Here is a 22,744-nt window from a genome sequence, read left to right on the forward strand (position 1 = left end):
GTAGGCGGACATGGCGTCACCGATCAGCAGTCCGAGCGACAGTCCTGCGATCTGCAGCGGCGGCCAACGCAGCAGGGCCGCTGCCAAAAAACCTACGCTTGAGGCAAGGGTCCATTCCGAACTGAACCAGATGACAGCGGGCATCAGATGAAGCGTCTCTCTCAGGAAAAAAAAGACCGACCCAAGCAGCAGGGCGATGGAGAGCAAATGGAACCGATACAAAAAGCTCGGCGTGCGAACCATGACCCAAAGCGAAACAGCCAGCAGCAGCAGAGTACAGCCGTATATCTGAATCCCGCCCCAGTCCGCGCTCCACCGCATAAACAATATCCAAAGCATAAAAAAAAGAAGTAGACTCGTAGGAGTAATACCTCTTAATATGACGTTCATCCAGCCACTGGCGAACAAAATCAGCGCAACGACGATTAGCAATAAGGACACGTATCCCGCATTCATTCGCTCTCACCCGCAGAAAAAGCTTGTTCCTCTTTTTCCTTAGTATGGCTTTCTTTATTTAGTTTTAGTCAATCCTTAAGCGTAGCCCGGTCGTCTGGCGTAGGTGGAGATATCGATCCCCCGAACCGAGCACCACTCTGCCGTTTCCGACGTAATGACGACCGGAAGCTCGTGCAAAGCTTCGATTCGGGATGCGCCCAACGCCGTCATCAGCAGCCGGAGCTCGTGATGCCATGCCGTGATTTGGCCGATCAACGTATCGGTCCCCGATGTACGCAGCACTCGCAGCATAGCTCCGGCCATACCGACTGCGGAGGCTCCGAGCGTTAATGCTTTGCAAATCTCAAGCGCGCCTGTAATGCCGCCTGTCGCCACGACCGCCACGTCCGGCCGGTTCATACGACGTTTAGCCTCCAATACTTCCAACAGCGCGATGCTGGTCTTGCAGCCCCAATCGTTAAGCCAGTCCATCGGCAAATCGCGCCGAGCATTCTCGATTGCGGCAAAATTGGTGCCTCCCGATCCGCCGACATCGATACATCCAACACCGCAGCCGATCAGCTTCTCGGCGCTCTCCCGCACCATGCCGAAGCCGACCTCCTTGACGATAACGGGAACGCCCGCCCGTTCGACGATCGTCCGGATCCGCTCCAGCATTCCCCGGAAATCTCTGTCCCCTTCGGGCATGATCAGCTCCTGCATCACATTCAGGTGGATTTGAAGCCCGTTGGCTTGCAGCATGTCCACCGCTCTTAGCGCTTGCTCCAGCGTCGCTTCGCTGCCAAGATTGCCAAATATGATGCCGCGCGGATTTATTTTCCTTACGATACGGTAGCTTGCGGCCGTCTCCGGGTTTTTGATGGCAGCCATCTGCGACCCTACCGCCATAGCCAGCCCTGTCTCTCGAGCGGCAACGGCAAGCTCCCGGTTTATTTCTTCGGTCTCATGGGCTCCTCCGGTCATCGCATTAATAACAATCGGCGAGCTCAATAGGAGTTCGCCGATTCGGGTATGCAATGCTATGGATTCCGAAGAAATGCCGGGGAGACAATTATGGACCAGCTTAATGTCGCGGAAGCCCTGCTCGCCGCTTTGCCCAAGCCGGAGCGCATGATGAACATGCTCCATTTTTCGCGGTATGCGCACCCCTGATTCCTCTTTTCGTCTATAGACAGCGGTTTACTTGAATTTGCTCAGCTTGTCGCCAAAACGCTCTCCGAGCGTCAGGTTCAGACCTTGAAGCTCTTCGTGGGAAACGGATTCCCGTTTCGGCGCACGCTCTCTTTCGGGCCTCGGTTCGCGGGCAGGCGCTTCTTCCGTTTCTTTGATGCTGAGCGAGATGCGTTTCTCTCCCGGGTTCATATCTAACACTTTCACTTGAACCTCTTGACCTTCCTTCAGCACTTCGAACGGCGTTGCAATGTGACGGTGTGCGATTTGGGAAATATGAACCAATCCCTCAACCCCAGGAGCCACTTCGATGAACGCGCCGAATTGCACGAGCCGTTTAACGGTACCGGTGACGATATCCCCGATATTGATCTTGTTCTTAACGGATTCCCAAGGTCCCGGCTGCGTAGCTTTGATGCTCAAGGAGATGCGCTCGTTGGCCGGATCCAATTTCAGAACTTGAACGCGAACTTGGTCGCCTTCCTTCACGACTTCGGAAGCGTGCTCGACATGATGCCAAGCCATCTCGGAGATATGAACGAGTCCGTCCACGCCACCGATATCAACAAATGCGCCGAATTGCGTCAAGCGTTGAACCGTACCGGTCAGCTCTTGACCGACCGACAGTTTGGAAATCGTTTCTTGCTTTTTCGCTTCGAACTCTTCATCCAGCACGTCTTTTTGAGAAAGAATGACTTTGTTTTTCTCGCGGTCCATTTCTTTCACGCGCAGACGCAGCGTGCGGCCTTTGTAATCGCTGAAATCTTCGACGAACGTGCGCTCAACCATGGAAGCCGGAACGAATCCGCGCAGACCTACGTCAACGACAAGACCGCCTTTAACCACTTCGGCGACTTTCGCTTCGAGGATCGTTTTGTTTTCCATGTCCGCTGCAAGCTTCTCCCACGATTTCTCGCTGTCGATGGCGCGTTTGGAAAGCACAAGCTTTTCCTTATTGTCATCGATGGTAACAACTTTCAGCTCGATGTCTTGACCGACTTGTACGATCTCTTCCGCATTGTCCAGTTGGACGGACGAAAGCTCGCGCACTGGCACGATGCCGTCGTATTTGTAGCCTACGTCGACAACCGCTTGATCCGCATCGACTTTAATAACTTTGCCGGTAACGATGTCACCTTTTTTGATGATGCTGACATTCGCCATGGACTCTTCTTGAGATACCTCTGCGGATTGAACTTCTTGATCTTTTGTTTCTTCTGACATGTCCAATTACCCTCCTTAAACAACCTGACAACGTGTAATGTATTTGGATAAAAAATTTACTTCATCATTTTCTTAAGTATGCCACAATTTATCATTTCGATTCGTGCTGCTTGACCATGCTTCGGATCGTGCTCATGATTTTGTCGGTCGCCTGTTCCAAGCCTTCCGAACCGCTGTTCTCAAATTCGCTCAAATCGACTGGCGGACCATACACGACCTTCATTTGCCGAAACGGCTTATAATTGCCGATAATGGCTGCCGGAATGACTACAGCCCCAGATTTCAATGCCAGGCTGGCCGCTCCCTTTTTACCCATACCTCCCGCGTTGCTGCGCGTCCCTTCCGGGAAAATGCCCATAACCTCGCCGTCTTTAAGCAACTGCAGCGACAAGCGGATCGATTCTTTGCTGACACCCCCGCGTTTGACGGGAAATGCCGCTATTCTCGGCAAAACGTACCCCAAAACGGGAACGTCGAACAGCTCGGCCTTGGCCATGTAATGCACCTTTCGCTTCAGCGGAGAGCCCATCAGCGGCGGGTCCCAGTTGCTGGTGTGGTTGCCGCACAGAACGACGGCGCCTTCAGCGGGAATGTTCTCGATTCCTTCCGCCCGCAAAAAAAACACGGTGCGGAACAAGACGCGGAAAATCCCTCGAAAAAAGACGTACAACATGCTACTGCCCCCCAACGACCCGGAGCTTGCAAAGCTCCAAAATGCGATCCACCACTTGCGGTATCGTCATATCGGTCGTATCCAGCAATACGGCATCCGGCGCTTTCACAAGCGGCGAAGCCTTGCGTTGCTCGTCCATCCGGTCCCGCTCCGCAATATCGCGCTCCAATCTCTCAAGCGTGATATCCGGCTGCGAATCACAAATTTCTTTGAACCGGCGCTGGGCGCGAACGCTGACGCTTGCGGTCAAAAAAACCTTGACCTCAGCGTCCGGCAACACATGACTGCCGATATCCCGGCCGTCCATGACAATTCCTTTGCTTCGGGCCATTTCCTGCTGTTTGGCGGTAAGGATGCTGCGAATTTCAGCGATGGAAGCGATTCTGGAGACGTTTCCGGTCACCTCCGCAAGGCGAATCATGCCCGTCACGTCTTCGCCATCGACAAAGACCATTTGGCCATCGCTGCCCGGCACTAAGCGAATGTCCATACGGCCTGTGAGCGCAATCATGTCCGAGATCTGTTCCGCTTGAAGGCCTTCCCGTAAAATCTTCCAAGTCACGGCTCGGTACATGGATCCCGTATCGACATAAACGAAGCCGAGCGCACCGGCGACCAGACGAGCGATCGTGCTTTTCCCCGCTCCCGCCGGACCGTCGATTGCGATGTTAAACTTTTCCAAGATGCGGCCTCCTTACAAAATGAAGCGGACGAGCAGCCTGAAAAAAAAACAGGCCGAAGCCTCGAACGAAGAAAATTATACCATAGTTTTACCGTGGATTGCAAAACTCACGCACCCTCCATTATTTTCCTTCCGCGGCCTGAAGCCGGGACATCGAATATGGAAGTCCCTCCAACTGCTCTACCTTGACTAGAACATAGCGGATTCGCGGGTCAAGCAGCAGCAATTGGGAAGCGACCAAAGCAATGGCACACCCCGCCAATGCCCAGGCAATCCATCGTTCCGCCCGTTGGGCAAACTGCAAAAATAATTCTTCGTACCTATCGTCCGATTCATTTTGATTCTTTGTATTCATCCGCGGCCACCCCGCCCATCCAATATTTGGGGGATAGTGTGCCCGTCATGCCAAGTTATTATGTATTATTTTTTGCGGAAATCAAGCTGCCGCTCAAAGCAGTACCGGATAATTTTTTGGCGGTCGCGGTCCGTGATCTCCGAAAAGCGCATCATGACCTGCTTTTTGCCCGTCTCCAGCTCTTTGACGCGCACGATTTCGCTTTTGAACGGCACATGCTCGATCTGGCCGTTCTTGAACGGGACAAGCAGCCAGCACTCGACCGTGTGGCCGGACTCCACTGGCACGTAGCCTTCGCATAGAAACGATATGCCTCCGCCCCCGACATCGTCGGTCAGCGATACGAACTGCAGCTGCTCCGAGAATTTCACGGCGATTTCGAGTATGGCCGGCACGCGCAAAAAATTGCGGCGCTGTACTTTCGTAATCGATTCGGGATCCGGTTTTTTGATCAGAACAAGCCGGATCACTTCATCGGAAAATCCGAGTACGGACGAGTTGAAGTAGTTCTTGACGCCGCCCTCGGTTATAAAATTAACGGAAAGCTCGTCGCCGGGATACAAGCGCTTCAGCTTCCCCGATTTGTCATTCATAGGTATTTCCATACTGATATACGCATCCGAGATGTCTGCAATTCTGGATTTATATTCCTGCTTCGCCTCTTCTTCATCGATGGAATTGATTTGGATAAAAAGCGTCTGGTTTACTTTCGGCAGCAATCGGCACACCTCCCCGGAGTGTAAACTTCGATAAGTCCAAGCTTTATTATAGCACGTGAAGAGAATATGGGAAGGGGTGAGCGCGCAGCGTTCGGAGTTTTGTTGGTTAGTGTTAGGATCGGTGCGCGGCCTGCGGCGAATTCGCGATTGGCTAATGCTCAGACACGTTTTGACCCGGTCCCATGGAACAATTTTCTATGGAATTGGGACCAGGTCAAAAAACTCGCCGCCAATCGCGATTTCGCCTTCGGCTCATCACCCCGCAATCCCAATACAAAAGCAAAAAAGCCCGAACGCATCGGGCTTGGGAGAGGACTAAAAAAAACATAAAACATCAGGTTGGCGTGACAGCGGCGGCTTCTTCGGCGCCTAAGCGATCGATTTTTTCTTCCGCGCCGGTCTCGGCGTTGACGTAGATCCGGTACAAGCCGCCATTCACGCGGCCGATATATTGGTAACAGAGCACCTCTTCGTCGATATCGTTCTTGATCAGCGCCTGGTTGACGCTATCCGCTTTAAAATCGGCATTCAGCGTTTTGCGGGCTTCGTCCGCCGTCAGCTTCGGCGCTTTAATCTGGCGGTCCTTTTTGCCGTACACGTAATCGGTCGCTTCGAGCCCCGTCACTTCGCCATTGTCCAGCGCCACCTGAACCGCGACCTTTTCGACGTAATTGATCACGTCGTTTGTGCGCGGTGCAAACGTCATATTGGCGACATTGCCGTATTCATCGTAGCTGACGGCGGTCATGTTCTTGTACCCGTGCTCATCCAGGAACTGCGCCCCGATGTCGCGCGCCTGCCGCAGGTCTAGCTTCTTCTCGGGCACGCTGCGGGAAGCTGCGAACCACAGAAGCTGGCCGCCTTTTTTCGAATAGTCCAAATGTGCGCCGTCCGCCGTGCCCTGTTTAGGAGCCGTGACGCTAAAGGACTGGTACTCGGTCCCGGGGCCGTTTTCCACGACCTGAAGACCGGAAGGATCCTGGATACCAAGAAACTGAGCGGCCTTTTGCTTAATTTCGTCCGCATTCACCTCCGGGCCGGAAAGCATGTGCATGTCCCTCTTTTGATACATGCTCATGACCGCCGGGCTCCAGTTAATTTCCGGATATTCGCGCACCTTTTTGTCCACCGTAGTGAACCCGTCGACGATGACGTTGTCATGCGGTTCCTTCTGCGTAGCGAGCGCCAGCTCGACATCCATCCAGCGCAAGTTGTTCTGGATGACCTTGCTTTGAACCCCGCGCAAATCTTTGGAAATTTCCGCCGAGCGCTCGTACAGCGTATTGAGCGTCTTCATTTCGTTTCCGTCCAGCGGATTTTTGGAAAGGTCGCGGACTGCCGCCCGGTAAGCAAAATTCGAAATATTAGCCAAAAACTCCTCGGTTTTGTTGAAAGGCAGCATGGTCAACGGCAGTTGACTGATTTCGTTCTGCGCTTCGCTCGTGATTCGCCAAACGTTGATCAGCCCTTTTTTGTAGGCGTCCTGGGATGTCGAATTCACCGCGAGCGTATTGCCAAGCTCCGTATGCAGCTTGTCCACGTGAAAAGACAAATCGTGGAACGCCCGTTGATAATGGTTTTCCGCCTTGATCAAAACGGCGTTTTTCTCTTGATGCTCCAAGTAGCCCCAAACCCCGGTGCCGATGAGCGCCACCACAAGAAACGGAAACATGACCATGCTTAGTCTTTTGTACATGTTCGAGAAATCTCCCTTCATCAGCAAAACTTGGGCTTAGTTTTCGCCTGAAGCGAGACGGATTATTCACGAAACACAGGACTTCGAAATCATGCCGTGCAAAAAGAAAAGAGCCGGCGCTTGGCCGACTCTTTCCCCGGACTAGAAATCAAGGGTTTCGATATCGAAATCTTTCTCATTGTTGCATATGCACTGCTTGAACCCGGTATCGATCTTTTCCTTTTCTCTCCGGCCCTTCAAGATGAATTTCTCGCCGCAATGCTTGCAGCGAATAGCGACTTTCACCCGCGGACTAACGACATCCATCATATCCCTCCGGTACGACCTATGGTTTTTATATATCCATTATGGTCATTCCGGCTAAATTTTAACCTGATCCTCCCGCGTGGCGACCCTGAGCGGCGATTTGGCATTGGCCCGGTTTACTTTGCGCAAGCTGCGCAGCCACAAGAAGCACATGAGCGGCACCATGAACCAGACCCAGTACGCTTTGCTTAGCAGCAGCGTATAATCGAATACTCCATGCCAGAATACCGGCAGCGCCAGCGCCAGAATCAGATGCTTGCGGGTGTGCTCCGGCGTAAACTTGGCTTTTCCGAAATGGTAGCCCATCATAACGCCGAACATGGCGTGACCGGACACCGGCAGGAACGCCCGAATCATAAGCGACGAAAAGCTCGAACCGTTCAAGAACGCATAAAACACGTTTTCGAGCGTGGCGAAGCCGAGCGAGACCGCTACCGCGTACACAATGCCGTCATACGGTTCGTCGAACGACGCATGCTTATAAGTAACGAAATAAACCAGAAACCACTTGAAAAACTCCTCCGGCAGCGAAGACGTGAGGAACGAAAAAACGAACGGGTCCTCGCCAAGCCCCTGCACCAGAGCCCGCTGCAACACCATGACCGGGAAAACGATCAGAACGCCGAACAAGAACAGCTTGATCACTAAGGAGATAGGCTCCGTATCGTATCGGTCTTTTAAATAAAAATAGGCCAGCAGAGCGACACCCGGCGCTATAGCCGCCGTCAGGACAGTTAAGACGCTCAAAGTGTCTCCCCTCCGTCACAATGGTTTAAACCCGCCCGCAGCAACGGCCGGCCCCCGCAGCTTTGCGGATGCCGACCGTAATACGGGCAGGCGCTTGTCGATATTTCTTATCTTATGAATATTATAGACACTTTGAATGGCTTTTTCCATCATTTCTTGGAATCTGGCATACACTTCCGCATTCGTCCTACTTCAGACGCTTTATTCTTTAGCTTCCGCAAAACGCGCCTGCTGGTCGTAAAATCGGAGCGGAATGGTCGCAAGCGTCCCATTGCGGTGTTTCAGAAGCTGCAGACTCGAGCGAATCCCGTTAGCGGACGTTCCGTCCGGCTCCGGCTTCAGCCGCATAATGACGTCGGCTGACGCTTCCGCCCCTTCCGGTAGTCGCTCCTCCCCGATATCCGAAGGAACGGCCGCAACAACCGGACCACCCCATTCCTTGGACCAATGCTTGAGCATATAAGCGATAATCGTTTGATGCTCGGCGGACGAGCGGGGCGGATTGGGCAATCCGCCTGCCGGGATGCGGTTAATATGGTCGATGAATACGACGGGTGTTCTGCCGGACATCCCAGCAATCCGCTCGACATTGGTCATGACGCGGTCGATCGTGGAATCGAGCGAGCATTCGACCGTCCAAAGCATATTGCTGATAGGCAAGTAGTGTTTATTGGCTTCGGCCACTTGCCGCGGCTCGATCTTCCCGCTGAGCACGTTCTGCGGCTCGGTGCCGATTAGTCTGGCTATGCTTCGCGCCCAAAGCTCGAATCCTGTCATGTCCCAGGATACGTAAACGACCGGCGTCTGATGCAGGGCGATATGGTCCGCCATTTGCTTCATGAGCATCGTTTTGCCCGAAGAAGCGGCCCCGGCCAGCAAATACAAGCCGCTCCGAAGCCCGCCGAACAACGCTTCATCCAATGCGGCAAAACCTGTCGCAACACCCGAGGCTTGTCCGCGATGCCGCTTCATGAATTCCTCGGTATATATGGTAATATTTTTCGTATCGGGAGCAATCGGAAGTAGCATCGTCTCTTCCATCGTTTCGTTCAACAGCCGCATGAACGAATCCAGCGGATTTTGCACCCGCACGAAGAAATCGTTGGCGTCGCGGATCGACTCGGGCAGCTGCATGACAAACGTTTGCTTTGCCGTCGATTGGAGCAGCGCTTGGATTCGAACGCTTTCCCGGCGCCCCGCTTCATCGTTGCCCAGACAGATGAACACCCGCTTGTCCCGCAGCTTGTCCGCATGAATTTCTTTAAAAGACATCCAGATCGGCACGCATACCGCCGGCAGGTGCGCCTGAGCCAAGCTGAGCACATCGAACACCCCGCCGCACACGATGACGTCCTCCGTCTGCTCCAGGATCTGCTCGTTGAATAAATAATCGCCCTCTCCGAGCAGCGATTTGTATTTTGGCTCGCGCTGGTCGACCGATCGACCGATTAAATCGACCGTAACTCCATCCGCGTTCGTAATCGGAATAATAATGCGGTTCTCAAAAAAATCACCCAGCTTGCCCGAGTTGATGTAAAACCCGAACTTGCCCGGCTCAAAGCCGATTCGATAATGTTCCGCCGTCTCCTGATGGATACCCCGCCGCTCCAAATATGCATAGGCTTCTTCCCGAAGCTGTTTGTGGTAATGGGTGACAAGTTCCTCCAAATCAAACGCGGTCTTGGCAGCGCCAATGTGTTGAACTTCGCTCATGACGTTATTCCCCCCGCAAAAAAAGCATTCTGCAAAAACAACGCTGTTTTTGAGAATGCTTACGATTCATTAAGCTGAACAAGCCTCATTAAAACTTGGAACAAAGCACCTTCACGGCATCGGATTCAATCACGATCTTGCCGTATTCCTCCAGAACCGCTTGCGTGACGGATGTGGCTTCTCCGAACTCGGACAAGACGGCCACGACCGCTTGAAGCCGCTTTTCTTCCATCTCGACGGCATCCAGCAGCAGGATCCATTTATTTTTATAGGAATACAACGTTCCTCCGTCCGTCAGGAGCGGATTGATGACTTTGGCAAGCCGAAGCAGATCCTCGAAATCGTGAAAAGCGTAAATGATTTCATCGGTCTCATCCATCGTCACTTCAAGCTCGTACACTTCTTCCATTTCGTCCTCTAGCGTATCGTCGCCTTGGCTGAAATTCATTCGGCCGCGTGTGACGATCACCATCATCCCTTGCGCCGGCATGGCGAGGACTTCCACGGCAAGCGGTCCGGTTGCGTCGAAGCCAAGCTCGGTATAGGCTTGGTCCATCATCTCGCTGAACAGCTCGTGAACCTTGGGGATTTCTCTCCACATGTCATCCTTGTGAATCCCGCGCTCCGTTAAGTCATCGAATGTGAGGAAAATCCGTATCTTGTCTTGACTTAAACGCTCCATTTTCATACTGGATTCCTCCCTTGCCGACTAATAATAAACAGCTTATGAAGTTTGGTAAACAAAGGTGAGCCGTGTTCGTTCCGCTATATAAAGGATTCGAAAACGCGTTCGAAATTGCGTCCTCCAGCCTTTCCCCTCGGAAACGGTACAGCTTGTTTGCCATGCTATGACTATTATATCACAAACCGCGCAGAAAAGAACGGTTGTCGCCTGAAAAAATGCCCTTTTCATACAAAAAGACACATACGCCGCCTTTTGGAGGAGGCGGAGTTGTGTCTTTACACGCAAACCGAACGCTTAATGCGCCCGAATTTCGGATTTTTCCCCGTTGCTGGCCAAAATGTCGTTCACCGCTGCCTTAAGCCCCGAATCCTGATTGATCAGTTCCTGGACCTTGCCGAGACCCGCGGCGGAAGTCGCCACGTCGGCAGCGCTCTTGCCGTAATCGGCGTTCGGCTCGGCCGAATCCGTCAGAATCTTTTCTTTTTTTCCAGATCGATCCATGACCTGGTTCAGAAAGCTTCCAATGGCGTCGCTATTCGTCATTGCGGAGAACAGCATCGGTTTTCTTTTGCCCGTTAGTACGACCGCTGCGGTCGCCCCGACAAGCCCGCCAAGCAGAAAAGCACCCCATCTCATGCCAATCCCTCCCGTATTGTTTTCTAATTCGTTACTATTTTTCGCTATATCCTATGAATCATGCATGATAAAATAAGGAAAAGCCAAAAGATTCATACCAAACCTAACGAGGGGATTTCACATGTCTAAACAATGGATTGCCATTCTGGCCGCGCTTCTGCTTCTGACTTCCTGCGGCACCAAACCGGACGCTTCGCCTGACGCCTCAACCAAAACGGAGCCGCCTGCTTCGCAGCCGGTCCCGGGGGGCGAGAAACCGAAATCCGCGGACGGCGCGTCCGTTTCGAATCAGCCTGCACCGACTTCTGCCAAGGACGGTAAAGAATCTGCGCCCGCTGACGGCGTCAAAAAACAAGAGCAGCAAGTCGCGAAGCGCTATACGATGAATCCGAAAACCTACGATATCGTGCCGATCGATCCCAACGGCGCGCCCAAAAAAGTCGTTCTGCTGACGTTCGATGACGGTCCGAAGGACCTTGAGATGAATAAAGCGCTGCTCGATACGCTGCAAAAGCATAAAGCGAAGGCCATCTTTTTCCTGAACGGCTACCGTGTCAAGCAGAAACCCGAGCTCGTCAAGCTGCTTGCCTCCAGCGGCCAAACGATCGGCAACCATTCCTGGGATCATATCGATTTGAAAAAGGAAACCAAAGAAAAGGTAAACCAACAAATCGGAGATGTGCAAAAAGCGATCAAAGAGCTGACGGGCAAAGCGCCGGTCTTCTTCCGTCCCCCTTTCGGCTCCGGCGGCGATGACGTTCGGGCCAAGGCCAAGGAAGAGGGGCTGCTGTTCATGACCTGGTCCAACGGATCGAAGGATTGGGAAATGACAGTAAAGAAAAACAGCCCCGAGCAAGTGATCAGCAATGTGCTGAATCAGCTTCACCCGGGGAGCAACATTTTAATGCACGAACTGCCATGGACGGTAGAGGCGCTGGACAAACTTTTGACACAACTCGAGGAAAAAGGCTACGGATTCGTTGATCCGGAAGAAATTGAAGTTACATCATAACGAGCTTCCAGCCCCAAGCGGAAAGACCTGCAACAAGGAGTATAAAAATCCAGAGCAACGACCGATAAAAATAAGGCAGCCACTTTTCTTTCTCTGTCGGATGCACGGTTTTGCGGGGAGGCAAATAATGATCGTCGGGTCCCTCTTCCTTCGCCGGGTCGGGTTGATGATCGGCCTCTTCCTTCGGTCGGTGCGGAGGTTGCAGATACTTGTTGTTCATGATTCTTCTCTCCTGTAACGAAGAATGCAGCCCATCACGAAATCAATCAGGAAATGGGCAATAATCGGCGTTAACAAGGACCCGGTCCGAATATAAATCCAGCCGAGCCCGTAGCTGATGCTGAAGACAAGTCCCGTCATCAACCAGTGCTGCAAATAGCGGACATGAATGGCCGCGAACAGGATGCTGGTCCAGTACGGTCCCCACCAGGCTTGGATCGTACCGCGGAACAGCAGCTCTTCGCAAAATGCGACAATTAGCGAGATGAGTGCAATATGCCAAAGCGGCCTGTGTTTAAACAGCATTTCGTTGATGCCCCCGTCGTCCGTCACTTCGGGAGGCACCCATCTGGAAACGAGCAGATCGACGAGCAGTACGGCGACGGCAAAGCCCGCTCCCCATAGCAGGATCGTATAGCCCGATCCCGGGGAAAACATCGCCCGCAGGTCCGGCTTCTGAAAAAGCATCAGAACGACGGCTGCAAGGAAGACAAGGAGCTGAGTCACATACAAGTTCACCAGCAAAAAGCGCTCGTCGATTTCGTCCGGATTGATTTTTCGCAGCTTGATCCGTTTAAAGTCAAATTTTTTCATTCTGATTCCCTTTTTCGACAATTTCACCTATACTATCTGCATAGAACAAGAATTTGAGGTGCTCGATCATGGAAAAACGGCTTACCCGAACGGACTACTTATTCGCCGTTACCTTCATTTTCATGCTTGTCGTGGCTATGGGGGCCTTCTTCTTCGGTTTAAAAATGGGACAGGACCGTTCTTCGCTGAAATACGAAGATCTGCTCAACAAGCAAAATGAAGCGGCCAAGAGCTTTACCGCCTACCATCAGCAGTACTTGGTGTCTTTCTATCATACCATTTATCAGCCATACAGGGAATTTCATAAAAAGTGGTTTGAGAAAACCGACGAGCTGCTGACGAATCGTACGGCCGACGCTTCCTTGATTCTCAAGGACTTGAGCAAGCTCGCGCAGGAAAGCTACGACAGTCTCGGTTCGAAATCGATGCCGGACTCCTCTCCGCTGCTGCAGGAAGCGCATAAGGATTACATGAAAAGCTTAAAGCTGTTCGGCGAGGGCCTGAAAAGCTATTCGGCCAAGGCAAACGGCATTCCCGCGGCCGAGCTGATCGCGCAGCTTCAAGCGGACCCATATCTCGGCGAAGCGAAGGCCTTTGCGCTCAAGGCTGAAAAAAGCTACTACGAGTCGATCGATAAATGGTATGCTACGATCAACCCGCAATTTAAGCCTGTCGATGTGACCAATCCGCTCTCCCTGAACGATTGGAAGAGCCAAAGCCTGAATATGAAAAACGAATACGTCGCCCAGCTGATGCTCGGCAATAAGCTGTTTAAACCGTTCACTCCGCAAGATCTGACCAGCCGAATCGACGAAATGATCCAGTCCGGTCAGGCGCAAAAAATGAATTTGAACGATGTGGGACAAGTCGTCGATGTGCTAATGGCTACCGATGCCGTTCGCAAAAGCGATTTTATCCACAACAAAGACAAATATTACGGCAAAGAAACGCTGCCGCAGCTTCCGTTTTTCACTGCCAATTAAACACACAGACTTACTAAGCCACGATGTACGGTCACCCTTACTCGTGGCTTTTTCCGTGCTCCGATTAGTCGTACTGGAACCCGCGAAGGGCTGCGAGCGCAGCCATGCCGCCCTCGATATTAATCACATCCTCGAAGCCGTTCTGCTTCAAATAGTAGCATACGTTAGCGCTTCGCACGCCGTGGGCGCAAACGACATAAATCGTCCGGTCCTTCGGAAGCTCGGCCAGCCTTCCCGGTATGCTGTTCATCGGCATCAGCTGCGCTTGCTCCCAATGATAAAACTCCCATTCGTACGGCTCCCGGACATCAAGCATCAGCGCGTCCCCTAGCTCTCCGTTGTCCGTTTTTGCCCGGAACGCTTCGGGCTCTATACTTTCGAACATCATGAATGCCCCTTTCGCGGTACGATAATTTCATGCGGGTTGCACGATTTATTTTAGCACGGCGAATTTATTTTTCACAAATATTTCGGATTTGCAAATCGTTTGCCTGCCTATTGACAATGTCGAAATAGTCATGTTACGCTAATGAAAAATTTCACCTGTAACAAACTTTGACGGAGCCAAGCATAACCCGAATCGATCAGAGAGCCGGTGGTCGGTGCGAACCGGACGAATTCGATATGCGGAGCACTCCTGAGTTGTTGTGCCGAACTTTACAGTAGGCGCAGCCGGCCGGAAACCGTTATTTTTCCCGGTCTGTTCATCGCAGACCTCATGAGGCTGTTGCGCGCGAGCGCACAGCGAAGTAGGGTGGTACCACGAGAATCAGCTCCTCGTCCCTTGTATACGCTAGTCGTGTCGGGGCGGGGAGTTTTTTGTGTTTTTTTCGTAATTAACTTCATGGAGGTCTGGGAAAAATGTACAAAGTGCTAGTGATGGATGGAATCAGCGACATGGGAATTCAACTGTTGTATGACGCACCGGATGTCGAGGTGGAAAAAAAGAACGGATTGTCCGAAGACGAACTTGTGGCGATTATTGCAGACTATGACGCTTTATTGGTGCGCAGCGCCACGAAGGTAACCGAACGCATTATGGGCGCCGGCAGCAAATTGAAAGTTGTCGGACGCGCCGGTGTTGGCGTCGACAATATCGATCTCGAGGCGGCAACGAAGCGGGGCATTGTCGTCATCAATGCACCGGACGGCAATACGATCGCCACCTGCGAATTGACTTTCGCGATGATGATGTCCGTCGCTCGTATGATTCCGCAAGCGTACAAGAAAACGGTCGGCGGCGAATGGGACCGCAAAACGTTCGTCGGTGTAGAGCTGCGCAACAAGGTGCTCGGCGTGCTCGGCATGGGCCGCATCGGCAGCGAGGTCGCCAAACGGGCTAAAGCGTTCGGAATGGAAGTGCTCGGCTATGACCCGTTCCTGACCGAAGAGCGTGCGGAAAAGCTCGGCGTGAAGCTCGGCTCCGTGAATGAAATTTGTGCCGCAGCGGACTTCATTACGGTTCATACGCCGCTGACCAACGAAACCCGCCATATGATCAGCAAGCCGCAATTTGAGCTGATGAAAAAAGGCGCGCGCATCATCAACTGTGCACGCGGCGGCATTATCGATGAAATGGCGCTTGTCGAAGCGATTGATGCCGGCATCGTCGCCGGAGCGGCGTTCGACGTGTTCGAGAAAGAACCGCCGGCGGCAGATCACCCTTTCCTGAACCATCCGAAAATTATCGTCACGCCGCACCTCGGCGCATCGACCGTCGAAGCGCAGGAGAACGTCGCGATCGACGTATCCGAGGAAGTGCTTCATATACTGCGTGACCAGCCGTTCAAGAACGCCGTCAACATGCCGCCGGTACCGGCTAACGTACTGAATGCGCTGCAGCCTTATTTCAATCTCGGTGAGAAGCTCGGCGTCTTCCTCGGTCAGACGATCGACGGACCGGTCAGCGAAATCGTGGTCAACTATTCCGGCGATTTGACCGACGTCGATACGACACCGCTCACCCGCTACATCGTCAAAGGCATTCTCGCCAACCAATTGGAAGGCGTGAATATCGTCAACGCGATGCATCTGGCCAAAACGCGCGGACTCAACGTCGTCGTACAAAAGTCGTCCGCAGCAAAGAGCTTTACGAACCTCGTTTCCGTTACGCTGAAAACGAAGCAAGAAGAACGCGTGCTTGCCGGCACCCTGCTTTCCGGCTACGGCGAGCGGATCGTTCAAATCGACCAATATCCTGTCGATATCGCACCGTCCGGCCATCTGCTTCTGATCTCGCATAACGATAAGCCGGGCATCATCGGTAAAGTCGGAACGCTGCTTGGCGACAACGGCGTCAATATCGCGACGATGCAGGTTGGACGTAAAGTCGTCGGCGGCTCGGCGATCATGGTGCTGACCACCGATAAAGAAACGCCGAAGGAAGTGCTCGACCGCCTGATTCAGCTTCCGGAATTGACCAATGCACGTGAGCTGACGCTGTAATCGGATATAACGTTCCACGATTGTTTCACGAACAACAAGAAAAAAGACGTTCGTTCTACAAAAAGAAAGAAGCCTCCGATGACGAATCGGAGGCTTTTGTCTGGTTTTAGACCGCTTTGCAGGGAAGCGTGATGGAAAATGTCGTCCCCTGCCCCGGCTGGCTTTTGACATGTACGGTGCCCTCGTGGGCTTCTATGATGTTTTTTACGATGGACAGCCCCAATCCCGTTCCGCCGGTAGCTCCGCGCGTACGGGCTTTGTCCGCCTTGTAGAAACGCTCGAAGATGAAGGGCAGGTCTTCCGCCGGAATGCCGTAGCCTTGGTCGGCCACCTCGATCAATACCGCGTCTTCCCCTTTGTAGCGCGCTCGTGCCGCGCTCAGTTGAATAAGCGATTGCGACGGCGTATGCCGGATCGCATTGTCCAGCAAGTTGGTCAGCACCTGCTCCATCCGGTCTTCATCGGCTTGGCACAGCACCAGCTCTTCCTCGGGCAGGATGCAGGTCATCGTAATGCCGTGTTCCTTGGACAAGCCGGCGAATTTACGGTGTACCCGCTTTAAGAACGTGTTCACTTCCAGCTCGCGGAAGTTCAATTCCATATTGCCCGTCTCCATCTTCGCGAGGTCGAGCAAATCTTTCACCAGCCGGCCCATGCGAAGCGACTCGTCATGAATGACCTGCGCCAGATCCTTGCGTTCTTCCGGTGTAGCCGCGATATCGTCGATCAATGCCTCGCTATAGCCCTGCAGCATCGAAAGCGGCGTGCGCAGCTCGTGCGATACGTTGGCGACAAAATCTTTGCGCAGCTTATCAAGCCGGAATTCCTCTGTTACGTCCCGCATCACGGCAACAACCCCGCGCACAAGCTCACGCGAATACAACGGCGCCATCACGACGGACCATACTTCACTCTGAACATGCAGCTTGGCCGTCATTTCCTTCGCCTCGGAGATGACCCCTTGGAATAACGGTTGAAGCGGCTCGGGGACCGTTTCCGGCTTTCGCGGCATCTGTCTTTCTTCCTGACCGGACCAGTCATCCGTCCAATGAATCTCGTTCCAATCCCGCACGACCTTATCTCCCGGAGGATTGGTCAGAATGACTTTCCCGTCGGCGTCGAACGTAATCACCGCATCCCCCATGCTTCGCAGCACGCTGGCCAAGTGCTCCTTTTCGTGACTTAGCGCTTTGATCGTATCCGACAGCTTCTCTCCCATATGGTTGAACGTTTTACCCAGCTCGCCCAGCTCGTCGGAAGACGTGATCGGCACGCGGGTATCGTATTCGCCCATCGAGATCAGATCGGCCGCCTTCTTGAGTTGGAGCAGCGGCTGCGTAATTTTGGTCAGCAGGAAGAAAGCGAAGAACGTCGTCATCAGAAAGCCGGCGACGCCGACGACGACGAACAGCTTTTTGACATAAGCCTGCGTCTCCTCCGCCGACTGCGTGAGCTGGTACAAGATCAGCGCTCCGGCGGTTTGCGTCTGGCCTTCATTCATATAAGGTACGGCTACGGCCGTGTATTGATTGCTCAAAGGCGCGCGCGGAAGGCCTGAGCTCGTATTGCGGTTATCGACCGACTGCCCGGCGAACGCCTTCTGCAAATCCGCTTTCGTGAAGAAGTCGGTATAACGAAACGTCTTGTCCTGCGTTTGCGCAAACGGCGGATCGATCTGTTCGAAATTGGCAGTCACCATCAGGATGCTCGCCCCTTGGGCGCTAAGCAGCTCGTTGACAACCTGCAAATACCGCCGTTCTTCCTTATGCAAGGAGATTTCATTGGCCACCTTGACCGCCAGCCTCGTGAGCGTTTCCGCCTGATCCTTCGACTTGGGGAACGACGTTTCGATATATCGGAACAAAAAAAGGCTGAGCGTCAATAAAACGACAACAACCAGCCCGATAATCGTAATCCATAGTTTACCGACAACGCTTTTTAAAATAAACACGTTATTTCGGGACCTCGAGCTTGTAGCCTACGCCCCAAACCGTAGTAATCATGGCGGCGGCGTCCGGCGACACTTTATTCAGCTTCTCGCGCAGCCGTTTCACATGGGTATCGACCGTGCGCAAATCACCGAAAAACTCGTAGTTCCAAACATCCTTAAGCAGCTCTTCCCGGGAAAACACCTTATCCGGCGACACTGCCAAATAATGAAGCAGCTCGTATTCTTTCGGAGTCAATGCCACTTCCTGTCCTCCGGCCGTGACGCGGTGAGCGTCGTGTTCGATCACCAAATTCGGGAACACGATATTGTTGCTCGAATTCACTTCCTTGGACAAATACGCAGTGACCGAAGACCTGCGCAAAATCGCCTTGACGCGGTAAATGACCTCGCGGGGACTGAACGGCTTCACCACATAGTCGTCCGCTCCCGATTCGAAGCCTTGGACACGGTTCGTTTCTTCGCCTTTGGCCGTCAGCATAATGACCGGCGTCGATTTCACCTGGCGCAGCCGGGCGCACACCTCGTTGCCGTCGATGCCCGGCAGCATCACGTCGAGCAGAATCAGGTCGTAATCCTGATCCAGCGCTTTGCGCAGCGCCGATTCGCCGTCCTCGGCTTCGTCAATGCTGTAATTTTCTTTCTCCAAATACATCCGCAGCAGGCGGCGAATCCGTTCCTCATCATCTACAACCAATATGTTCAACTTCGTCTCGCTCATGGCTGAACCTCTTTTCAATTGAGATTAACGACCGTTATTTGAAACTCGGCATGCTTCCGCTGTGCCGGTTTACGTGCCGGAATACGAATGCAAGCCGGCGATCACCAGGTTTACGCCGATGAGCGTAAACATGACGACGAGAAACCCGATCACGGACAGCCAGGCGGATTTTTTGCCCTGCCAGCCGCGGGAAAGACGAAGATGCAGGTACACCGCATAAAACAACCAGACAATCAGCGCCCACACTTCCTTCGGATCCCAGCCCCAGAAGCGTCCCCATGCTTCATGCGCCCAAATCATCGCAAAGATAAGCGCCCCGAGCGTGAAGATCGGGTACCCGATAGCAATCGCCCGGTAGCCGATCTCATCCACATCCTCCGAGTCAATCCCCCGCATCGCCGGCTGAAGCGCCTGGCCTAACGGCTTACGGATTACAAGACGAATCAGCGCATACAGCAAGGTTCCGAGAAGGACCGACCAAATCACCGTATTGAACTTCCGTCCGGCATTCGCCCCCTCCATCCAGGACGGAGCCTCGAAGAGCGGCTCGGTCATCCCGAGAAAGGGTTTCATTTCCAGTTGTTCGCTCTGATACGGCTTTACGATCGGCGGCAGAACGTACTCGACGTTTTGCTTCACGACCTGCTCGACATTATTGATATCGGTCATCTTGACGTCGCTGACGAACGTCGCTTTATACCCCGCTGAGTTAAAGCCGAAGATGGCAACGACGAATGCGATTATCATGAGCAGGGTAAAAATGGTAAACTCGATGCCGCGCTGCTCCCTGCGGTCCGCTTTGGACGTTCCGCCAAAGTTGACGTTCTGGAGCAGATACATCAAGCCTGCAGCAAACCCGACGGCGAAGAACGCTTCGCCGAGAGCCGCGGTCGTCACGTGGATCTTGAGCCAGTAGCTTTGCAGCGCCGGAATAAGCGGCTGCACTTCGCGCGGAAACACCGAAGCGTATGCGATGATGATAATCGATACGGGCATCGCGAATACGCCGAGCGCAGGCGTGCGATAAATCAAGTAGACGACGATAAATGCGAGCACGATCATCATCCCGAGAAACGTCATGAACTCGTACATGTTGCTCGTCGGAATATGCCCGCCTTCCACCCAGCGGGTAAAGAAAAACGTCACGTGACACAAAAATCCGATCACGGTCAGGATGAAGCCGATGAAGCCCCACCGTTTGGCGAACCCTTCGGGGTCCGCCTCCTGAACCGATTTTTTCCCAGTAACGGCTATGACGAAGCCGAGCAAAGCCAGGGCATACACGATAAAAGCAATCAGCAAAAACGTGCTGCTCACGTTTCAATCACCTTTCTTTCCAGCGTCTTCGGATCGATGTCGATTCCCGTTTTTATCAAGACCTGAGCCACTTCCTTCCGGATGCCGTACCAGTTCTTGTTCGTATGAGCGCCGAGCGCAAGCTGTCCGTTATCGATGCGCAGCCAGATCCGGCGATGGTGCCAATAAAAGCCCATGATCAAGCCGATCATCGAAATGGCCGCGCCGACCCAGATATACGGCATGGCCCGGTCAACCCGGATATTCAAATAACTGACATACTCCGAAATGGCTACGTCGGCCATCGAACCAACGGACAGCTCCAGCTTGGCGCCAAGCGCTCCGTTGATTTCGTCTTGACGGAAATTGACTTTATCCACCTGACGCGGGAAGTACATGTAAGGCTCCCCTTCCGGCTTCAAGCCCGGACCCGAAATGGCGAATACGAACGCCGGAGCTTTCGGTTCGTTGGACTTGGTCATCGGTACGCCCTTGTCGTCCAAAGCGAATTCGGGGAAATACGCCTTCAGCTTCAATTGGTAAGGACCTGCGCTGTACGATTCCGCAGGCTTGTTCATCGGCAGCTCGAAGCTTCCGTACGTCTCGCCGGTTTGTTTGTTTTTAAGCGTCGGCTTGACGGATATGAGTGTCGGAGACGGCTTGAAGTCAAATTGATACGCGAGAAATCCATTGTACTCCAGCGGCTTGTTCACGACAATATCCTGGCGGTGCACTTCTTCCAGCACCGGCTCCTTCGCCGGATCGTCGCAGTCCGCCTTGCACTGGTAGAGCACCGCTTTCGTCTCGAATACCTTCGGAACCTCCTGCCCCTTCGACCGGAAGCCCTCCGACATCTCTTCCGGCTTATAAAACTCCAACGTAAATTTCTCGTTCTTCAAATAATAAGAAGTCTCGGGAATTTTGACAAGCTTGCCTTCCGGAAAAGCGATATGCTGATCCATATGCCACCCCGGAATGCTGCGCATCAATACGGCGCCCAGAAAAATAATCAACCCGATATGATTGATATAAGGTCCCCAGCGGCTGAACCGGTTTTTCTCCGCCAGCAGCGCCGTACCGTCCGTATGTACGCGGTAGCGCTGCTTGCGGAGCATCTCCGCCGCCTGCTCCGTCCAAGCTTCCGGCGTCTGTCCCGAGCCTTCGGCAGCGGATGGAAGCGGTCCGGTAAATGTTACTTTTTGTCGCGTGATGAAGCTTAAATGTTTGCGGATCTGCTGCTTGTTGAGCGCCCGGTACAACGGCAGCACGCGGTCCAGACTGCAGACGACGAGCGACGTGCCGATCATGAACAGCAGCGTGATGAACCACCAGGATTCGAACGTATGCGACAGCCCCAGCAAATAATAAATGTACCCGATCGTTCCGTACGTTTCTTTATAATACACCGCAGGATCGATGTTCAAAAACGTATTTTCCTGCGGATACACGGTCCCCAGAATCGAGCCCAGCAGCGTAATCGCTATGAGATAAACGGCGATTTTGACGGACGAGAAAAAATTCCACACCCGGTCCAGCACGCCGGGATTGGCACGCTGGGATCGCCGGGCGACCCCGTCGTACCGCATCTCAAGCGGTTCGTTGCCGCCTTCGTCCGAAAGCGGCTTGCCACAGGACTCGCACAGCATGGTGCCGACATGATTCTGGTGTCCGCATTCGCATTTCGTGTTTTGAATCATGCCTACTCACCCTTGCTTTTGCGGTAATAACGATGTGATGGTCTTCTCAATGTACGCCTCGTCCATTTCGCCGATCCGGATGACGCCGACTTTCCCTTCCGGGTCGACGAAGAACGTGGTCGGATATTGGGAAACGCCGTAACGCTTGCGGGTTTCCTCGTTCTTGTCAAGCAAAATCGGGAACGTAACCTTGTATTGGCTGACGAAGTTTTCGACCGCGACTCGGGGCTCGTCCAGATTGAGGCCGAGAACCTCGACATTTTTATCTGCCCATTTGGCGCGCTGTCTTTCGAGCGCCGGCATCTCGTTGCGGCAGGGCTCGCAGAACGTTCCCCAGAAGTTGACGACGACGACTTTGCCGCGGTAATCGGACAATTTGCGGGTGGTGCCGTCCAGACCGAGCAGCTTAAAATCCGGCGCCTCCGAGCCTTGCGTCGGTTTCTTGTCGCTCCCGAACAGATTGCTCGCGAGCGTGAGCGCGCCGATGACGATAATGACGGCAAAAATGGAAATTTGGACCCATCGTCTATGTTTTCCCATATTCTCACACCTTTAAAACGAGAGTTGACTGACAAATATCACACTACCATTATATCGAAAATGGTTCTTGTAATTATCCGCCTTTTTGAATTTTGTGTGACTTGCCTTCTCCCGCTTTAAGCGCTTCTTGGCGAAGCTCGTTGACCTCCTGCGGGGTCAGGTGGCGAAACTTGCCACGGGGGAGGCCAGATAACTGAAGCGGCCTGAATTGAATCCGGTTCTGCTTG

Annotated in this window: 23 protein-coding genes, 1 pseudogene and 1 other annotated feature; of the genes and pseudogenes, 3 read left to right on the forward strand and 21 right to left on the reverse strand. The window is 53.2% G+C overall.

The window, feature by feature from the left end; genetic code table 11:
• From QJ48_RS32830 to QJ48_RS32885, 13 genes and pseudogenes are all read right to left on the reverse strand, one after another.
• Positions 1-321: pseudogene (locus QJ48_RS32830) on the reverse strand (hypothetical protein); the annotation flags it as partial.
• 210 nt (positions 322-531) lie between these two features.
• Positions 532-1,584, reverse strand: coding sequence for a type 2 isopentenyl-diphosphate Delta-isomerase (gene fni, locus QJ48_RS32835; RefSeq protein WP_193394532.1), 1,053 nt, complete (start codon positions 1,582-1,584; stop codon positions 532-534).
• 51 nt (positions 1,585-1,635) lie between these two features.
• A complete protein-coding gene (rpsA, locus tag QJ48_RS32840; protein WP_054977522.1) occupies positions 1,636-2,850 on the reverse strand; it encodes a 30S ribosomal protein S1 in 1,215 nt (404 codons plus the stop codon).
• 91 nt (positions 2,851-2,941) lie between these two features.
• Positions 2,942-3,523: a 1-acyl-sn-glycerol-3-phosphate acyltransferase gene (locus QJ48_RS32845; RefSeq protein ID WP_054977523.1), complete on the reverse strand. Its 582-nt coding sequence runs from the start codon at positions 3,521-3,523 to the stop codon at positions 2,942-2,944.
• Between the two features lies 1 nt (position 3,524).
• Complete coding sequence (gene cmk, locus QJ48_RS32850) at positions 3,525-4,205, reverse strand: (d)CMP kinase (RefSeq protein WP_054977524.1); 681 nt, start codon at positions 4,203-4,205, stop codon at positions 3,525-3,527.
• A 121-nt stretch (positions 4,206-4,326) separates the two neighbouring features.
• Complete coding sequence (locus QJ48_RS32855) at positions 4,327-4,560, reverse strand: hypothetical protein (RefSeq protein WP_054977525.1); 234 nt, start codon at positions 4,558-4,560, stop codon at positions 4,327-4,329.
• Between the two features lie 65 nt (positions 4,561-4,625).
• A complete protein-coding gene (locus QJ48_RS32860) occupies positions 4,626-5,279 on the reverse strand; it encodes a flagellar brake protein (protein WP_054977526.1) in 654 nt (217 codons plus the stop codon).
• Positions 5,280-5,613: 334 nt separating this feature from the next.
• Positions 5,614-6,975, reverse strand: coding sequence for a germination protein YpeB (gene ypeB / locus QJ48_RS32865; RefSeq protein WP_054977527.1), 1,362 nt, complete (start codon positions 6,973-6,975; stop codon positions 5,614-5,616).
• A gap of 141 nt (positions 6,976-7,116) precedes the next feature.
• Positions 7,117-7,284, reverse strand: a complete 168-nt coding sequence (locus tag QJ48_RS37190) for a hypothetical protein (RefSeq protein ID WP_157261830.1) — start codon at positions 7,282-7,284, stop codon at positions 7,117-7,119.
• Positions 7,285-7,335: 51 nt separating this feature from the next.
• Positions 7,336-8,028 (reverse strand): glutamic-type intramembrane protease PrsW, encoded by a 693-nt coding sequence (gene prsW / locus QJ48_RS32870; protein ID WP_054977528.1) that lies wholly within the window; start codon positions 8,026-8,028, stop codon positions 7,336-7,338.
• A 201-nt stretch (positions 8,029-8,229) separates the two neighbouring features.
• Complete coding sequence (locus QJ48_RS32875) at positions 8,230-9,741, reverse strand: DnaB-like helicase C-terminal domain-containing protein (RefSeq protein WP_054977529.1); 1,512 nt, start codon at positions 9,739-9,741, stop codon at positions 8,230-8,232.
• An 88-nt stretch (positions 9,742-9,829) separates the two neighbouring features.
• Complete coding sequence (locus QJ48_RS32880) at positions 9,830-10,429, reverse strand: genetic competence negative regulator (protein ID WP_054977530.1); 600 nt, start codon at positions 10,427-10,429, stop codon at positions 9,830-9,832.
• A 291-nt stretch (positions 10,430-10,720) separates the two neighbouring features.
• Positions 10,721-11,062, reverse strand: a complete 342-nt coding sequence (locus tag QJ48_RS32885) for a hypothetical protein (protein ID WP_054977531.1) — start codon at positions 11,060-11,062, stop codon at positions 10,721-10,723.
• Positions 11,063-11,183: 121 nt separating this feature from the next.
• Here QJ48_RS32885 and QJ48_RS32890 point away from each other — a divergent pair, with 121 nt between their 5' ends.
• Complete coding sequence (locus QJ48_RS32890; protein WP_054977532.1) at positions 11,184-12,074, forward strand: polysaccharide deacetylase family protein; 891 nt, start codon at positions 11,184-11,186, stop codon at positions 12,072-12,074.
• Here the strand turns inward: QJ48_RS32890 and QJ48_RS32895 are convergent.
• Positions 12,064-12,294: a hypothetical protein gene (locus QJ48_RS32895; RefSeq protein ID WP_054977533.1), complete on the reverse strand. Its 231-nt coding sequence runs from the start codon at positions 12,292-12,294 to the stop codon at positions 12,064-12,066. The genes QJ48_RS32890 and QJ48_RS32895 overlap by 11 nt on opposite strands.
• The gene (locus tag QJ48_RS32900) at positions 12,291-12,887 is read right to left on the reverse strand and encodes a CPBP family intramembrane glutamic endopeptidase (protein ID WP_054977534.1); all 597 of its coding nucleotides are present in this window, start codon (positions 12,885-12,887) and stop codon (positions 12,291-12,293) included. Before QJ48_RS32900 ends, QJ48_RS32895 begins: the two co-directional genes overlap by 4 nt.
• A 68-nt stretch (positions 12,888-12,955) precedes the next feature.
• On the opposite strand from QJ48_RS32900, the gene QJ48_RS32905 reads away from it, so the two are divergent.
• Entirely contained in the window at positions 12,956-13,870 is a 915-nt protein-coding gene (locus tag QJ48_RS32905) for a hypothetical protein (protein ID WP_054977535.1), read from the forward strand.
• 64 nt (positions 13,871-13,934) lie between these two features.
• Here the strand turns inward: QJ48_RS32905 and QJ48_RS32910 are convergent, their stop codons facing one another.
• Entirely contained in the window at positions 13,935-14,258 is a 324-nt protein-coding gene (locus tag QJ48_RS32910; RefSeq protein WP_237763136.1) for a rhodanese-like domain-containing protein, read from the reverse strand.
• Between the two features lie 158 nt (positions 14,259-14,416).
• Positions 14,417-14,658 (forward strand) — a binding site (T-box leader).
• A 73-nt stretch (positions 14,659-14,731) separates the two neighbouring features.
• Here QJ48_RS32910 and serA point away from each other — a divergent pair.
• A complete protein-coding gene (gene serA / locus QJ48_RS32915) occupies positions 14,732-16,315 on the forward strand; it encodes a phosphoglycerate dehydrogenase (protein ID WP_054977537.1) in 1,584 nt (527 codons plus the stop codon).
• Positions 16,316-16,421: 106 nt separating this feature from the next.
• Here serA and QJ48_RS32920 read toward each other — a convergent pair whose 3' ends face one another.
• The 5 genes from QJ48_RS32920 to resA form a co-directional block, all read right to left on the reverse strand.
• Entirely contained in the window at positions 16,422-18,266 is a 1,845-nt protein-coding gene (locus QJ48_RS32920) for an ATP-binding protein (RefSeq protein WP_054977538.1), read from the reverse strand.
• Position 18,267: 1 nt separating this feature from the next.
• A complete protein-coding gene (locus tag QJ48_RS32925) occupies positions 18,268-18,984 on the reverse strand; it encodes a response regulator transcription factor (RefSeq protein ID WP_054977539.1) in 717 nt (238 codons plus the stop codon).
• Positions 18,985-19,053: 69 nt separating this feature from the next.
• Positions 19,054-20,301: a cytochrome c biogenesis protein CcsA gene (gene ccsA, locus QJ48_RS32930; RefSeq protein WP_054977540.1), complete on the reverse strand. Its 1,248-nt coding sequence runs from the start codon at positions 20,299-20,301 to the stop codon at positions 19,054-19,056.
• The gene (locus tag QJ48_RS32935) at positions 20,298-21,977 is read right to left on the reverse strand and encodes a cytochrome c biogenesis protein ResB (protein ID WP_054977541.1); all 1,680 of its coding nucleotides are present in this window, start codon (positions 21,975-21,977) and stop codon (positions 20,298-20,300) included. Before QJ48_RS32935 ends, ccsA begins: the two co-directional genes overlap by 4 nt.
• Before the next feature lie 6 nt (positions 21,978-21,983).
• The gene (resA, locus tag QJ48_RS32940; RefSeq protein ID WP_054977542.1) at positions 21,984-22,517 is read right to left on the reverse strand and encodes a thiol-disulfide oxidoreductase ResA; all 534 of its coding nucleotides are present in this window, start codon (positions 22,515-22,517) and stop codon (positions 21,984-21,986) included.
• Between the last annotated feature and the right edge of the window lie 227 nt (positions 22,518-22,744).

It is taken from the genome of Paenibacillus sp. A3 (genome assembly GCF_001399685.1).
GTDB lineage: Bacteria > Bacillota > Bacilli > Paenibacillales > NBRC-103111 > Paenibacillus_G.

Bases quoted from the DNA above. Each gene is read 5' to 3' on its own strand.
- fni (WP_193394532.1), bottom strand. From the start codon at position 1,584: ATGGAGCATGTTCATCATGCGCTCCGGCTTGGGCAAAGCGGCGAGCAG.
- rpsA (WP_054977522.1), bottom strand. From the start codon at position 2,850: ATGTCAGAAGAAACAAAAGATCAAGAAGTTCAATCCGCAGAGGTATCT.
- QJ48_RS32845 (WP_054977523.1), bottom strand. From the start codon at position 3,523: ATGTTGTACGTCTTTTTTCGAGGGATTTTCCGCGTCTTGTTCCGCACC.
- QJ48_RS32855 (WP_054977525.1), bottom strand. From the start codon at position 4,560: ATGAATACAAAGAATCAAAATGAATCGGACGATAGGTACGAAGAATTA.
- ypeB (WP_054977527.1), bottom strand. From the start codon at position 6,975: ATGTACAAAAGACTAAGCATGGTCATGTTTCCGTTTCTTGTGGTGGCG.
- QJ48_RS37190 (WP_157261830.1), bottom strand. From the start codon at position 7,284: ATGATGGATGTCGTTAGTCCGCGGGTGAAAGTCGCTATTCGCTGCAAG.
- QJ48_RS32875 (WP_054977529.1), bottom strand. From the start codon at position 9,741: ATGAGCGAAGTTCAACACATTGGCGCTGCCAAGACCGCGTTTGATTTG.
- QJ48_RS32880 (WP_054977530.1), bottom strand. From the start codon at position 10,429: ATGAAAATGGAGCGTTTAAGTCAAGACAAGATACGGATTTTCCTCACA.
- QJ48_RS32885 (WP_054977531.1), bottom strand. From the start codon at position 11,062: ATGAGATGGGGTGCTTTTCTGCTTGGCGGGCTTGTCGGGGCGACCGCA.
- QJ48_RS32890 (WP_054977532.1), top strand. From the start codon at position 11,184: ATGTCTAAACAATGGATTGCCATTCTGGCCGCGCTTCTGCTTCTGACT.
- QJ48_RS32895 (WP_054977533.1), bottom strand. From the start codon at position 12,294: ATGAACAACAAGTATCTGCAACCTCCGCACCGACCGAAGGAAGAGGCC.
- QJ48_RS32900 (WP_054977534.1), bottom strand. From the start codon at position 12,887: ATGAAAAAATTTGACTTTAAACGGATCAAGCTGCGAAAAATCAATCCG.
- QJ48_RS32905 (WP_054977535.1), top strand. From the start codon at position 12,956: ATGGAAAAACGGCTTACCCGAACGGACTACTTATTCGCCGTTACCTTC.
- QJ48_RS32910 (WP_237763136.1), bottom strand. From the start codon at position 14,258: ATGATGTTCGAAAGTATAGAGCCCGAAGCGTTCCGGGCAAAAACGGAC.
- serA (WP_054977537.1), top strand. From the start codon at position 14,732: ATGTACAAAGTGCTAGTGATGGATGGAATCAGCGACATGGGAATTCAA.
- QJ48_RS32925 (WP_054977539.1), bottom strand. From the start codon at position 18,984: ATGAGCGAGACGAAGTTGAACATATTGGTTGTAGATGATGAGGAACGG.
- QJ48_RS32935 (WP_054977541.1), bottom strand. From the start codon at position 21,977: ATGATTCAAAACACGAAATGCGAATGCGGACACCAGAATCATGTCGGC.
- resA (WP_054977542.1), bottom strand. From the start codon at position 22,517: ATGGGAAAACATAGACGATGGGTCCAAATTTCCATTTTTGCCGTCATT.